A 14,656-nucleotide genomic window follows, 5' to 3' on the forward strand; every position below is an offset into this window, starting at 1 on the left:
TACTGCCCATTTAGAGGAATATAAAGTCAGCCTCTGATCAGCTTTCGATAAGAAATTGGGTGTAAAGTGTCTGAGCTTTTTAGTTTGATTTCTGTCGGTTTGCGGCGATTAATTTCTGATTTTTATATGCCATCTTAAGTTACGGCTGTTTTAATTTTTTAACTGATATAAGGGTTGTGCTGGCATAAGGGATGGAAAGTGGTCTTGTTGTGTGCTAGGGCCTATTGACCTATGATGTAGCACGTAATAGATGCGAGTTTTTTGAGTCTTCTGTCGGTCATCATCGGTTACCGGACAGATAAAGAGGCTCTGACTGAGAGATAAATTGTTTATTAATACCGGAGAAAGCCTGAATGGCTAGGTTGAGTTCTACCAGTAACAGTGTAATTAGATGTTCCACAGGATTTACACTGCTGGAACTGATGGTGGCTATCGCAATTCTCGGTATTCTTCTGGGTATTGGGATCCCCAGTTATAACGCGATGACAGAATCCACCAGACTCAGATCCGTGACCCATAATCTGACTACGGCGGCGCAACTGGCGCGTTCAGAGGCTATCAATCGGCGTGACACTACAGCTGTTTGTCGGGCAAATGTAGGTTTTACGGCTTGTAGCTTCGCGAACGACTGGAGTAATGGCTGGGTAGTTGTGGAGCAAACCGGGGCGAACTTGCAAGTGGCCGCAGATGTAGATGTTATCAGAACATGGGACGCTGTCGATATTGTTGTTTCAGGTGCGGTAAACGGATTTGTATTCAACCGTTCAGGCCGCGCGACAACAACCGGGCAACTGAGGGTTCAGAACGATACCGATAGCCGCTGTCTGTTTGTCAATGGAAGTGGACGTGTTGCAGGAGCTGATTGTCCGTGATGTTTGATTCGGGAGGTTACTGGTCTTCTGAGAAAGGATCTTCACTCATAGAAGTCCTGATTGCGGTCGTTATTATTTCAATAGGTCTGCTTGCCGTGGCGGGACTGCAGGCGGTTGCCCTGAAAAGTAATAATGGTTCGTATTTAAGATCTCAGGCAACATTTTTAGCTTACGATTTGGCTGACCGGATGCGGGCCGCACCGGACTCAGCGGTTAATGGTGATTATGATGATGCGCAGGGCGGAGACCGGGCCCAGTGGGATGCTCAGGTGCTTAATCTATTAGGGCCTGGAGCAACTGGCTCGGTCGCCAGAAATAATCGCCAGGTTACGATTACCGTTCGCTGGAACAACAGTCGTGACAGAATTCGTGCTGCGAATGATGTGAATCAGGCAACATTTGACAGTTTTACCTATCAGGTGGAGTTTTAGCGGATGTCTGATCAGTTGTGGAAAAAAGGTCAGCGGGGATTCAGCCTGGTTGAGCTGATGATTGCAATGGTGTTGGGCTTATTCCTGATGGGTGGGGTCATTGTTGTATTTATTGGCAGTTCCCAGAGTTTTGGCCATAACGAAGCCTTGTCACGGGTTCAGGAAAACGGACGTTTTGCATTAGAGATCGTCGCTCAGGAGTTGCGTAATGCAGGCTTTAAAGGTAGCTGCTTTACTGATGCTCAATACATTATCGATGTTGCTGATCCTCAGTATGTAGCAGCACAAGCGGCTTATGATTTAAATGATTCAGTCAGAGGATGGGATGCCGCGGCCGGAGAATTCTTTGCGGGAAGCCTGGTGAATTACCAGGCTAATACTGATCTGTTGCTTGTTAAACATGCAGCCAATCCTTCAGCGGCTACTTTATCGGCTGATCTTGATGTTACCGCAGCTGCTTTTCCTGTTAACGGTGGTGCTGCGCCGGGTACGATCATGGTTATTTCTGATGCGGGTGGATGCAATTTCTTTCAGAATACTGCAGCGTTAAATGCCGGCAGTTTACAGCGCGGAACTGCAGGGCAAACGATCAATAACCAGACTGTAGCCGCGCAACCGTTAACCCGCCGGTTTAAGTCCGACGGTTCAACCATTATTACCTTGTTTTCCAGCACGTTGTTTTATGTTGGGTCGTCTGATTTAGGTGGGGCTAACACTACCGCATTACGACGCCTCAGTTATGACAATGGTGCGCCGGTTGATCAGGAGTTGGTTGAAGGCGTGGATAATCTGACTGTTTCCTATGCGACAGTATCGGGGGCGGGACCTGCTCTTAACTATGCTAATACGGCGGCCCAGATTACAGCGGCGAATAATTGGGATAATGTCGTTGCGGTCAGGGTCGTTGTAAATGTACAGGGCGAACAGAATATTTCACATCAGTTTTCAACCACGGTTGCTTTGAGGAATAGATTGAGATGATTCGCAACGGGGTGCATAGAGCACGTGAGCAGGGCGTTGTGTTGATTATCGCTTTAATCTTTTTGCTGATGTTGTCTCTGATTGGTGTAAGTGCGATGCAGGGGACGACTATACAGGAGAAAATGGCCGGTAATCTTCGTGACCAAATTTCTGCATTCAACGCAGCAGAAGCTGCCTTGAGAGAAGGGGAGTTGAATGCAAGTCAGGGTTTTGATAACGGGACATTCGTTTTTGGGGCACCCATTAGTGGTGTACATGCAGCGTCGTTTGCAGGCCCTTCTATTCCGTCCTGGAATGCGCGGGTGATCTCTTATATATATGTGAGCCCTGACTTCGGTTCTCCGCCGGACGGTGCTGTCATCAGTGTGACAGCATCTTCTGCAGGTGTTTCTGGTCAGTCGGATGTGCAACTTGAATCAATCTATGTCGTGCAATAGTCAGTATACTGTAATGCCACGGGAGGCTCTCTTATGAGACAAGGTCAATTTTTTAACCGTATCTGGTTAGCATCAGTATGCATCTCGGGAATTGTTATTACCCCTGTGCAGGCGTCGACCGTGGCTCAAGTTCCGTTGTTTTTAGGTGAAGGTAATGTACCTGGTAACTTGGCACTGGTGCCGTCTGTTGAGTGGCCCACGGTGTTAAGTGCGGCAAATATTGGCAATTATGATGAGACGAAAGAAAGCATAGGTTATTTTGATTCAGGAAAATGTTATCGGTTTCAATATGACGTGACTGAAACAGAACGGCATTTTTATCCGGTAAGCACCACTTCTAATTATCTGTGTCCCGGTGATGTTTGGAGCGGCAACTTTCTTAACTGGGCGACGACTCAAACGATTGATCCGTTCCGCTGGGCTCTGACCGGAGGTTATCGCGTTAAAGATACCGTGTCTGAGACCTGGGTTGAAAAGGCGCGGCACAGTGGTCAGAACAATTACTTTGATGTTCGCAATATAAGCGGCAGTTCTGTGGTTAATAATGCCACGCCGTTCAGTACTTCAACTTTTCAGACAAAAGTCGGTGGGCTGGGTAATAAGATGTATTTTACCCTGCCAGCCGGACACGGTTTTACAAACCTGACGCCGGCAGTTAGCAATATTGTTCTGAATGAAACTGATTTTTCGGCAGGGTGGACAGATTACAATAGCGGGGCTGTTCAGCGAAGTTCAGCTCAGTCTTATGAGTCTGGTGGTTTTTCACTTAAAAAAATTAATAATAATGATCCTAATGGTGGTTACAGAGATATAGGCTCCACTGTTGATTATGATTCGTTTGTTTTCGAAGGATGGATTTATCGGCCGACTGTCGGTACTCAGGCTGGACAGAATGACCGCCTTGCTTTGTCTGATACCAGCGCAAATGGATATGGTTTAAATATTTCCTCTGGCGCTATTAATATCGAAAAGCGTACCAATGGTTCAGCATCTTCAATTAGTGGGAACGCTTCCTGGACACGTCCAACTGATGGTTGGTATCGATTTGTTTTTCAGACCGAGTCAGGTAATAAGTTTAAGTTGACGGTTTATAACAGTTCAGGTTCACAGCTGGCGACAGTAACCAGTAACGCAGATACTAGCTTCAGTAATTTTAGCCGTGTATATGTTCATGGTGGTCATGAATATTATGTTGATAAATTAACCGTATCTTCTGTCTCTGGAGCAGGTACGGCGGCTTATGAAAGTATTGCTACTAACCAGTACGGAACCTCTGTGCGGGTAAAGGTATGTGATGCCAATATCGGTGTAGAAGATCACTGCAAACAATACGGGGCTAACTGGAAGCCGGAAGGTTTGATTCAGCGCTATTCTGATGAAATCAGATACAGTATTTTTGGTTATCTTAACGATTCAAACTTCCGCCGTGACGGTGGAGTACTTAGGGCGAGTCAGAAATTTGTAGGGCCGACCAAACTGGATCCTGTTTCAGGCGTAGTAACCAATCCAAATATGGAGTGGGATCCGGTAACCGGTATTCTTGTTCAGAATCCGGACTCAGCTGATGCTACAGATACGGCTTCGTATTACGGAACTACAGTATCCGATAGTGGGGTACTTAATTATCTGAACAAATTTGGTCAGCTGAATACCAATAATTTTAAAAGTTATGACCCTGTAAGTGAGCTGTATTATGCCTCACTAAGATACTTTAAAAACCAATCGAGCATTGATGAGTACTACACCAAAACGCCAGCTCATAATTCATCGCCAGGAAGTTCTGAAAGAGCTAAGTGGGTGGATGGCTTTCCTGTGATTCGTAATTGGTCGGATCCAATTGAGTATGCGTGCCAGAAAAATGTTGTTCTGGGTATCGGGGATGTAAATACTCACAGGGACAAAAACTTACCGGGAAATACCAGTGGGACTGATGAGCCAACTAAACCGTCAGAAGTGACATCTGATAATACTGTCGACGTGAGGATAGCGACTGATAAGGTGGCAGAGCTTGAAGGCATCAGCATTAGCACCGGAGCTGCCAGTTATTCAGGACGTAATAACTCTGCTTTTATGGCGGGTCTGGCTTACGATGCAAACACGAAAGATATACGGCCGTCAGATTTAGCGGGGACGCAGACTGTTCAGACTTACTGGGTAGATGTGTTGGAAAATGAGGTATTACGGGATAAGCGTAATAATCAGTTTTGGTTGACCGCAAAATATGGAGGCTTTGTGCCCCGTAAGCATCCAAGTTGTGCAGATCCTAATTATACCCCTAGCGGAAGTGAATGTGCTGATAACCAGAGTTTGGGTGATCCTTATTCCCGCATAGCGGCTTTGCCTGAATGGTGGTGGTATACCAATACCGATATCCTGGATCCTAACTCCGGTAGCGATTATAAACGTGCGGATAATTTTTATACTGCAGGTGAAGCCCGCAAAATGGTGGATGGTTTAACCGATGCTTTTGCTTCGATTGCCGCTTCTGTAAGAGGGGCTGCTTCAGCGCTGACAGCCAACACTTCACGTTTACAGACAGGCTCTGCGCTGTTTAATGCTTTGATGGATACTACCTTCTGGTCAGGTGACCTTGTGGCTCGTGGGATTAGCTCAACAGGTGTGCAGTCATCAGCAAACCTCTGGAGTGCTGCTACCATTATGGATGCGCTTGCAGAGTCTTCTTTATCCAACCGGAAAATATTTACCAGTACGTTCGCGAATGAAGATGTAACGAGCGGTATTACTTTGAATTCCAGTGGGGTGGAATTTAAGTGGGCATCATTGTCAGCCGAACAGAAAGAAATGTTGAAGCAGACTCCGGCTGGAGGGCCGCTGACCACTGATGCTTTTGCTCAACAACGGTTGGACTTTTTACGGGGTAGCCGCACGCTGGAGCAAACGGAAACGAATACTGCAAATCCGTTCCGTCGCAGAGCTAGCCGTTTAGGTGACATTGTTAACTCATCCCCTCAATACGTGAATAAGACTGATTACGGCTTCAGTAGTTTAAAAGCCCCGGCCTTCTCTTCAACTGTTGGCGCTGGGTATAAAACGTATCGGGCTTCGGCTGACTACCAGGCTAAGCCACCGATTCTGCTGGTAGGATCGAACGATGGCATGCTGCATGCTTTTGATGCGCGTACAGACAGCAACGGCGGTAAAGAATTGTTCGCATATGCCCCTTCAGGGGCGTTTAATAATCTGTTCGAGCTGACCTATCCGGATTACAGTCACCGTTATTATGTTGATGGTGTACCCCGGGCAATGGATGCCTGGTTTGCACCGGCAGATGTGCCTTCTGGTGTTACTTCTGGGTGGAAAACTGTTGCAGCTGTCACGCTTGGGGCCGGGGGCGCTGGAGTTTCGTTGCTGGATATCTCTGATCCTGCGAATATGACAAAAGAAGATGTATTGTGGGAATTTCGCCATAAGGATATGGGGTCCCTGATACAGCAGCCATATATAGTGCCGTTACAGAATGGGAAGTTTGGTGTAGTTGTTTCCAGTGGTTTTGTTCATGGCGCAACTCAGGGGCATATCTGGATTTTGAATGTTGCAAACGGTGCAATTATTAAAGATATCGTCGTGCCGACTTTGGGTGGACTCGGACAACCTACAGTGATTGATCTAAACCGTGACAACTTGGTAGACCGTATCATTGTTGGTGACACACTTGGAAATGTATGGCGATTCGATATTGATAATGCTAATCCAAGCTTCTGGACAGCGCCGACGAATCTACTTTCAGGGGGAACAACCCCGGTTCCTTTCTTTGTTGCTATGGATGCCGCCGGGAATCGGCAGCCAATAACAGGAGAAATCAGAACGGCTTATGATTCCAAAGGGCGTATTATTGTTCTGTTTGGTACGGGTAGCTATCATTTGGCAGGGGATAATCAGGTAGGATCTAACCCCCAGGTTCAGTCGTTGTATGGCGTATTAGATAGCGGCGTAGTGGTTAGTGGTCGCACGCAATTATTAAAGCAAGAAATAATCTATGAAGGATTGATTGGTGATAACCGTATAAGGGTGACAACGGATAACAGTTTGCAGCCGTCGGATAAGGGCTGGTATCTGGATCTCCAGTGGTCAACAGCCAGGGGTGGAACAGGGCCCAGAGGTGAGCTGGTAGACAGTGGTCCGGTTTTAAAAATAGGCCAGATGTTTATTGCAACTAAAATACCTTCCGCTGACCCATGCAGTGCCGGTGGAACAAGCTTCGTTCTTTCGCTGAATTATGAGTCAGGTGCCAGGCTTGCCGGAGGAGTATTTGATTTTAATGGCGATGGAAAATTCACAGAAGATGATCTGGCTGATGTGCCCAAGACTGATGCCAATGGAAACCCGATAACGGAGAAAATAGTTGGTTCAGGTATTGGCTATGGTCAGGGTTTTACGAATTTGGGACAGGGCTCTATTTTCAATGGAGAACAGCCCAGTGGCGGTGACGGTGGAGGCGGTGGAGGCGGTGGAGGCGGTAATGATACCGCTCTTTTTGCCTGTTTGAGTAATAGTTCCACTGATAGCATTATATGCCCTCAGTTTAATGCGAGTTCGGATGAAGGGCGTAAAGGTTGGAGAGAGGTTCGATGAAGAAACTGCACCGTAATGGCGGATTTACGTTACTGGAGTTAATGATTGCGGTAGCTATTGTCGGAATTCTTGCAGCGGTTGCTTACCCTAGCTATCTGGAGAGTGTCGCCTCGGGAAGAAGAGCGGATGCACAGGCTAACTTACTCGCTTTGTCGCATCATATGGAACAGCATTTCACGGAGAATGGAACGTATGCAGGTGCTGTTTTGCCTTATACCCAGTCGCCAAGAGATGGCAATGATGTGTTCTACAATATAGTCTTTGCTGCGTCTACAGCTACCAGTTATACCCTTCAGGTTAGCCGGGTGAATGGGATGGCAGGCGACCGTTGTGGGGATATGACACTGACGAATATCGGACAGAAAGCAGCTGCTGAAGCTGATTGTTGGTAATTGTTACAGCAAGTGTATTCAGTTTATTTATTATATGGAGCCCGGATTGTTTATCCGGGCACTAATTACAGGAAATGTTTTTTTCCGGTATAGGTGCATTTTTTTTAATATTGTCCCTCTTTCCGCTTTAGCATAATATGTAACACAGAATTTTATATGTAGATTGTTTGTGCCGTTCAGGGAAGAGGGCATTGTGGATCGCATACGTTATCCCCGTGTCATTTCAGTTACACATTTCCTTCCCTGTTTTGCTTATATTCAGATCAACTGATTAAAATTCAGCACTGATGTTAATGAATAAGAACCGCTATTTGTGGCTGTTTAATGTTTATTAATGAAACAATGGATTGTTTTTAAACGCTGAGATGTAATGGATTACTCTTCTCAAAATATTCAGGCGCGTAAGCTTTATAGTGGCTTTACGCTTATTGAACTGCTGATCACACTGGCAGTTGCTTCTATTCTGCTTACTGTTGCTGTTCCGGGGTTTTCCGGGTTCTTTCAGGATAATCTTCTTCGTACCCAGATACAGTCGTTGCACACAGCCATCGCGTTTGCGCGGGATGAAGCGGTGCGCAGAGGTGTTTCTGTTTCGGTGTGTGGAAGTACTCCTAATCAGGCTGGCTGTGATGGAAGCTGGCATAACGGCTGGCTTGTATTTACTGATCCGGATGAAAACGGAGTACTGGATGCTGGTGATAGCCGATTAAGGGTCTGGGAAGGGATTGAGCCTAACAGGCTCATTTATAGCAATGTTCTTAGCTATGTAGGCTTCGATAGTCAGGGGTTTTTACAACAGAGGCAGGATAATCGGGATCTTGCGGGTACTTTCATGTTATGTGACGACAGGGGAGCGCCTGAAGCAAGAGGAATTCAGATCAGTTCAAATGGCCGTAGCCGCATGGCTCCGGGTGGGATTGTGTGCCCTTAACGGAATAAAGGTACGAAAAATGTTAGCAAGGAAAGCTAAGGGATTTTCACTGATAGAAGTTTTCATTTCCCTTTTCATTTTATCAGCAGGTCTGCTGGGAGCCGCCGGCATCCAGTTGAAAGGGGTTCAGCAGACCCAAAGTTCATATCTTCGTTCTCAGGCAACCATCATTGCTTATGATATGGCTGACCGTATGCGGGCGAACCCGGTTGCCCTGGCAAACGGTGATTATCACGTTCCCTCCCGGACAACCCGGCATTCAGGTTGTCTGACCACCGCAGGCTGTACCCCGTCAGAGCTCGCTGATCAGGACTTCTATGAATGGGCCGGTGATGGCGCAGCATCTAATTCAATCAGTCAGCTTTTACCTTCAGGCAGCGGTGTTGTTTGTATAGACAGTACACCGGGAGATGGCGACAGTTATCAGGATAATGGCTGCGATAATGTTGGGCGTGTCTATGCCATCAAGGTGTGGTGGACAGACGACAGGAGCGAGGAAAATGTTGCTGCACGAACTAAGCAATTTGTTACCACGGTAAGTTTCTGATGCAGATACCAGAATATTCATACAGAAGCTTTTCGCAGCGTGGCTTGAGTATGATTGAGCTGATGGTTTCTATGCTCATCGGTCTGATCATCATGGGAGCGGTGCTGCAGGTATTTCTGAGTTCCAACCAGTCTTACCGGATACAGGAAGCGCAGTCGCGCATTCAGGAGGATGGACGGGCGGCCATTCATTTTATCTCGCAGGATATACGTGGAGCTGACTTTTGGGGGTGTACACAGGATAAGTCAATGCTCACCAGTCAATTGGATGCCGGTAATACTCACTATTATCAGACAGCAATCCATGACTTTATTGGAAATCCTGCAGTCTTTGGTGTTGATAGTTCCGGTGCAAGCGGCAGTGACAGCCTGACACTCAGGGGAGCGACGAATAATGGGAGTAATCTGGTAGCAGCAGGGATGGCTAACCCATCATCCCGTGTGGTTATCAATGATGATATCGACTTGTCACCGTATCAGGTTGTCCTGGTCAGTGATTGCCTGAGTGGTGATATTTTTCAGACCAGGAATGCCACCAGAGGTGCAGTTGATCTAAGCCATGGCTCCGGTGTGGCTGTTAATGCTGCCGGTCCGGGCAATGCACAGCCTAGTTTATCCAAGGCATATGACAGCAGCGCAGAAGTATTTGCTTTGCAAAATATCAGCTACACGATCGATATATCGGAAGGTCAGCCTACATTACGGCGTAATGATGTTGACCTGGTACCGAACGTTGAAGATATGCAGCTGTTGTTTGGAGTCGATACTAATGGTGATTTCAGTGCCAATTATTATGTGGCAGCCAGCAATGTTGCCAGCACGGACTGGGATAAGGTTGTCAGTGTTCGCGTTAGTTTCCTTATACGTTCAAGGGAAGATAATTTAACTGCCAGTGCGCAAACATTTAATTTTAATGGCCAGAGCCGGACCGCTGCTGATTACGGTGATAAGCGGCTGCGTAATGTATTTACGACAACAGTGTCTGTGCGGAACCGGGGAGGGTAGTGGCTATGAAATCTGTTCGGTTATCAGAAAGACAGGTTCGTAAAGAGCGCGGAGCGACCCTGATTGTGACGCTTATTTTTTTGCTGATTATTGTCACTGTATCCATGGGTGGTATACAGACAACAGCGATGGAAGAGCGCATGGCGAACAATGCACGTCAGAGGAATCTGGCATTCCAGTCAGCAGAAGCGGGTTTGCGGGAGGCTGAACGATTTATAGATAGTTTGACTGATACAGGCGGTTTTGGCTCTGTACCAGGATTATTGGCTATTAATGACAATGAGCCGAATTATTTTTCTGGGGTTACCTGGGTGGATGGTACAGCTGCTTCTGTTTTAGTCAGCCCGAATGCCGTCAATTTGCACAGTTTAAAGGAAAACCCCCGGTACATTATTAAATATGTCACGGATAACAACACGGATGGTCAAGATGGGATAGAGATTATTAATGATGGGACTCCCTCTGGAGGGGATCGTGTCGCTATTTTCAAAATAGTCAGCCGCGGAGTCGGGGGGAACGCCACGACGCAGGTTATTTTAAAGAGCAACTACGGAAAGCGTTTTTAGCAGGAGGCTAAGCTCTATGAGACAGTTAAGGTGTGTTTTCGTGCAAGCCTGCGGGCTGCTTATGATGGCCAGTAGTTTCTTGACTGCTGCTTCGACTCTGGATATTGAACAAAAGCCACTGTTTACTGCGAATTCAGTGAAGCCTAATCTGATTATTGCACTGGATGACTCCGGAAGCATGGACTCTGAAATGCTGTTTCTTGAGACTGAAGGGGGGACGCTTGGCTGGTTTGGTCCTGACGAGAGTGTTTTAGCAAGAGATGGCGAGCTGCAAAGTGGTGGTAGTTTTGCCTATTTATTTCCTAACGGCTCAACACGTACACTCTCTCTTTCGCATGCTATACCTCCATTTGAGCAATATGGATTCGCCCGTAGCCACTTATATAACAAAATTTACTATAACCCGAATGTAACCTATAAACCCTGGGTCAGTAACGGTTCAGACACATATTCTGATATAGATATTACCGCTGCACCCAGTGATCCTAAAGCGGTGATACGGGGAGCAACCGCATTAAATTTAACACAAGACAAAATGCACAGTGGAGCAAACCATCGGTTCAGAGCATTTATTGGCATGGCTATACCCGCAGGGGTAAGACACCATATAAATAGGCGATGGGTCTCGTTTAATACAACTACCTGGTCGACGCGCGACACTCAGAATATGGGGGTTAGGTACTTCCCAGCTACCTACTATATTGCTGCCGCAGAAGGGGCGCGCTATCAGTTAAACTCAACAGCCAGAACTTGCAATGGAGGTAATCAGACAAGTGATGATTATGCTGCATATGAGCAAGATCCTTCAATTTTAACAGGGGTTGATTCTTTAGGGCCTGATGGACGTTGTCTGACCGAAGTCCAGATCAGGCCCGGATCTGATTATGCTCATGATGGCGGGCGGACCGATTGTGAAAGCAGTTCTGCCTGTACTTATGCCGAGGAAATTCAGAATTTTGCAAACTGGTATAGCTACTATCGCAAGCGTGATCTGACATTACGTGCTTCTTTAGGCCACGCCCTTGATGGTATTTCTTCATTGCGGGTTGATACGCTGACGATCAACTTTCCTGACGCTGGTGAAACTGCCATGCGTGATTTGTCGGTAACCAGTGAGCGTTCGGCTTTGTATGATGAACTATATGACTTTGTGGGGATAAATGGGGCGACGCCGAACAGAGTGGGGCTGAATGCTGTTGGGCGGCAGTATATGAGAACGGGCGAAGGTGCGCCGATTACTGAAGCGTGCCAGCAGAATTTTGGATTATTATTTACAGATGGTTTTACGAATCAGCCCTTGTTACCCAGCGAGTTTAGTTGGGAGGGAGATGATAATGAGGAAGCGCCATACGGTGATCCGGACAGCAGTCGTACGCTGGGTGATATTGCCATGCATTATTATAAAACCAATTTACGCCCGGACCTTACACCTTTGGGAGCAGTCCCGGTAAGCCGTGATTGTGATTCTGAGAATCCTTCCCCCCAGTTAGACTGTAATACCAATTTGCATATGAATACCTATACGGTTGGGTTTGGGGTAACTGGCTCTGTTTTTGGCAGAACTCATTTTAATGTTGCTGATGCTTATTTAAATCATCCTGTATGGCCATCTACGACACCGATAAGCAGCATGGCAGATTCTCGTCAGGTTGATGATTTATACCATGCAGCAGTAAATGGCAGGGGGGAAGCTTACAGTGCAAATTCGCCGGAAGAATTGCAGGCTCAGCTAAAACGTGCATTTATAAAAGTTCAGGCGCAGTCAGGTTCTTCGGCTGCTCTGTCGTTTAATTCGTCCAGATTAGAGGAAGGCAGTACCGCTTATATTTCTTTATTTAATTCGTCTAACTGGAGTGGCGATGTCCAGGCGTATGCTTTGGACAGCTCAGGCGAGCTTACCGGTAGCAGTATCTGGTCAGCTGCAACGTTACTGACTAGTGGCAGGCCTGGGCATGCTCTAAGGAATATTTTTACTTACAACGGTTCTCAGGGGGTGCCCTTTGAATGGAGTAAGCTGACAGCAGCGCAACAAAGTGATTTACGCAGGATGGCCAGAGGTTCTGTGACGGAACAGAATGTGCTGGACTACCTGCGCGGCGACAGAAGTAATGAGGCAGTTGATAAACTAAGAATGCGCTCAAGTATTCTGGGTGATGTAGTTTCCAGTAAACCTATCTATGTTGGCGCGCCTAAGGATAAATGGCCGGCCAGGTCTCCGTTTCCTACTGGAGCAGGGCAAACATTCAGTGATTTTAAAACCTCTCAGGTAAACCGTACCCCTGTGATATATGCCGGTGCCAATGACGGTATGTTACATGGCTTTAATGCTGAAAATGGTCAGGAGTTGGTTGCTTATATACCGTCCGCAGTGTATTCCACTGAGCCTGAAGAAGGGCTTGGTTATCTGGCTGATCCTTTATATACCCACCGATATTACGTAGATCAAACGCCAACAGTGGCCTCGGTTTATCTCGATGTAACATCCTCTTCAGGGAATAACCCCACTTGGCAGACTGTTTTGCTGGGAGGCCTGAAAGCCGGTGGCAGAAGCTTATTTTTGCTGAATATTACTGATCCGGCACAGTTTGCCCAGTCGGATGACAATGCGCAGAAATTGGCACTGTGGGAGTTTAGCCATCCTGATTTAGGGTATACGTATAGCAAACCAACCATCGCGATGATGGAAAACGGTCGCTGGGCGGCCATATTTGGGAATGGCTACAACGCTACCGGTGATGGTAAAGCCGCTTTGTTTATTGTTTATCTTGACGGCGGTCTGGACGGTGTCTGGACAGACGGTTCTGCCGGGTCTGCACGGGACTATATTATTCTCAAAACAGGTGTAGGCTCGGTGGCGAGCCCTAATGGTCTTGCTACCCCTATAACGCTTGATCTGGATGGTAATGATGCTATTGACCGGGTGTATGCGGGGGATTTAGAGGGCAACATGTGGGCGTTCGATCTGACTGACGCATCAACCCAAAGTCAGCCGCAGAGAAAACCTGACTGGAAAGTTGCTTATAGGGACCGTTCAGGGAGCCCCAGCCCTTTATTCACAGCTAGAGATGCCGTGTCTGGAGGCGCTGCGCAACCAATAACTGTTATGCCCAGGGTAGTACGTCACCGAAGGTTTTCTTCCGGTGTCTCTAACGCACCTAATTTAATGGTGATGTTTGGTACCGGAAAATATCTTGAAGCGTCGGATAACAGTGATACCGCTCAGCAAACCTTCTATGGTGTTTGGGACAACGGTGAAGGGAATCTGGAAAGGGGAGAGTTGGTGCAACAAACGATTGGTACCCTGACAGAGCCGCTCAGCGGTGAAGTTTATCGAACACTGTCCAGTAATCCGGTGGATTATAATAATCAAAAAGGCTGGTTTATCGATTTACCTGTTTCGGGAGAGCGGATCATTGTAGATCCGGCGCCAAGAGGGGAATTTGTGCATTTTAATACATCAGTACCGACTGCTGACGGATGCTCTGCCGGAGGTTATGGGTATGTGATGATTGCCGATATCATGACAGGAGGAGAGCCTAGCAAGCCGGTATTTGATACGGATGATGATGGAGATATTGATGATGAAGACCGTATCAGCGGCCAAAACCCTGCCGGTGAGACGTTTTTGAAAGGGTTGCCGTCCAGTCCGACCTTCTTTGGAAATAAAATTTATGTAACAGGAACAAATGGAGGCTCGTCCGGGACTGCAGAAGGAGGGGGTACTGAAGAAGGAGGAACAGAAGAGGAAAGCGCTGGAGAAGGCGAAGAAGTGGATGGCGGAACTGTTGTTGGAGTAGCGACTGATCTAGGCGGAAGATCCTATGAGGATTATGAGGCAAGACCGTCCGATATCTTACCCACAGGTCGCCTATCCTGGCAGGAGCTTAAGCCTTAATACTTTA

Annotated in this window: 11 protein-coding genes; all 11 read left to right on the forward strand. The window is 47.1% G+C overall.

All coding sequences use genetic code 11. The features are described from left to right. Window positions 1-353 precede the first annotated feature (353 nt). The 11 genes from JYB63_RS09885 (at window position 354) to JYB63_RS09935 (ending at window position 14,649) form a co-directional block, all read left to right on the forward strand. Window positions 354-872, forward strand: coding sequence for a GspH/FimT family pseudopilin (locus tag JYB63_RS09885; protein ID WP_205657688.1), 519 nt, complete (start codon window positions 354-356; stop codon window positions 870-872). Then, entirely contained in the window at window positions 872-1,303 is a 432-nt protein-coding gene (gene pilV / locus JYB63_RS09890; protein ID WP_243431924.1) for a type IV pilus modification protein PilV, read from the forward strand. The genes JYB63_RS09885 and pilV (JYB63_RS09890) overlap by 1 nt, the downstream gene beginning before the upstream one ends. Window positions 1,304-1,306: 3 nt before the next feature. Beyond that, window positions 1,307-2,284 (forward strand): PilW family protein, encoded by a 978-nt coding sequence (locus JYB63_RS09895; RefSeq protein WP_272873558.1) that lies wholly within the window; start codon window positions 1,307-1,309, stop codon window positions 2,282-2,284. Continuing rightward, complete coding sequence (locus JYB63_RS09900) at window positions 2,281-2,721, forward strand: pilus assembly PilX family protein (protein WP_205657690.1); 441 nt, start codon at window positions 2,281-2,283, stop codon at window positions 2,719-2,721. Before JYB63_RS09895 ends, JYB63_RS09900 begins: the two co-directional genes overlap by 4 nt. 33 nt (window positions 2,722-2,754) lie before the next feature. Beyond that, window positions 2,755-7,314, forward strand: coding sequence for a pilus assembly protein (locus JYB63_RS09905; RefSeq protein WP_205657691.1), 4,560 nt, complete (start codon window positions 2,755-2,757; stop codon window positions 7,312-7,314). After that, window positions 7,311-7,706 (forward strand): type IV pilin protein, encoded by a 396-nt coding sequence (locus JYB63_RS09910; protein ID WP_207758339.1) that lies wholly within the window; start codon window positions 7,311-7,313, stop codon window positions 7,704-7,706. The genes JYB63_RS09905 and JYB63_RS09910 overlap by 4 nt, the downstream gene beginning before the upstream one ends. 370 nt (window positions 7,707-8,076) lie before the next feature. Further along, on the forward strand, window positions 8,077-8,637 hold the full coding sequence (locus JYB63_RS09915) for a GspH/FimT family pseudopilin (protein WP_205657692.1): 561 nt from the start codon (window positions 8,077-8,079) through the stop codon (window positions 8,635-8,637). Window positions 8,638-8,656: 19 nt separating this feature from the next. Further along, on the forward strand, window positions 8,657-9,184 hold the full coding sequence (gene pilV, locus JYB63_RS09920; protein WP_205657693.1) for a type IV pilus modification protein PilV: 528 nt from the start codon (window positions 8,657-8,659) through the stop codon (window positions 9,182-9,184). After that, the gene (locus JYB63_RS09925) at window positions 9,184-10,188 is read left to right on the forward strand and encodes a PilW family protein (RefSeq protein ID WP_272873559.1); all 1,005 of its coding nucleotides are present in this window, start codon (window positions 9,184-9,186) and stop codon (window positions 10,186-10,188) included. The genes pilV (JYB63_RS09920) and JYB63_RS09925 overlap by 1 nt, the downstream gene beginning before the upstream one ends. A gap of 5 nt (window positions 10,189-10,193) precedes the next feature. Beyond that, window positions 10,194-10,754, forward strand: a complete 561-nt coding sequence (locus JYB63_RS09930) for a pilus assembly PilX family protein (protein WP_243431926.1) — start codon at window positions 10,194-10,196, stop codon at window positions 10,752-10,754. Window positions 10,755-10,815: 61 nt separating this feature from the next. Continuing rightward, entirely contained in the window at window positions 10,816-14,649 is a 3,834-nt protein-coding gene (locus tag JYB63_RS09935; protein WP_205657695.1) for a pilus assembly protein, read from the forward strand. Window positions 14,650-14,656 lie beyond the last annotated feature (7 nt).

Source organism: Aliamphritea spongicola (genome assembly GCF_017051665.1).
Taxonomy (GTDB): Bacteria; Pseudomonadota; Gammaproteobacteria; order Pseudomonadales; family Balneatricaceae; genus Amphritea; species Amphritea spongicola.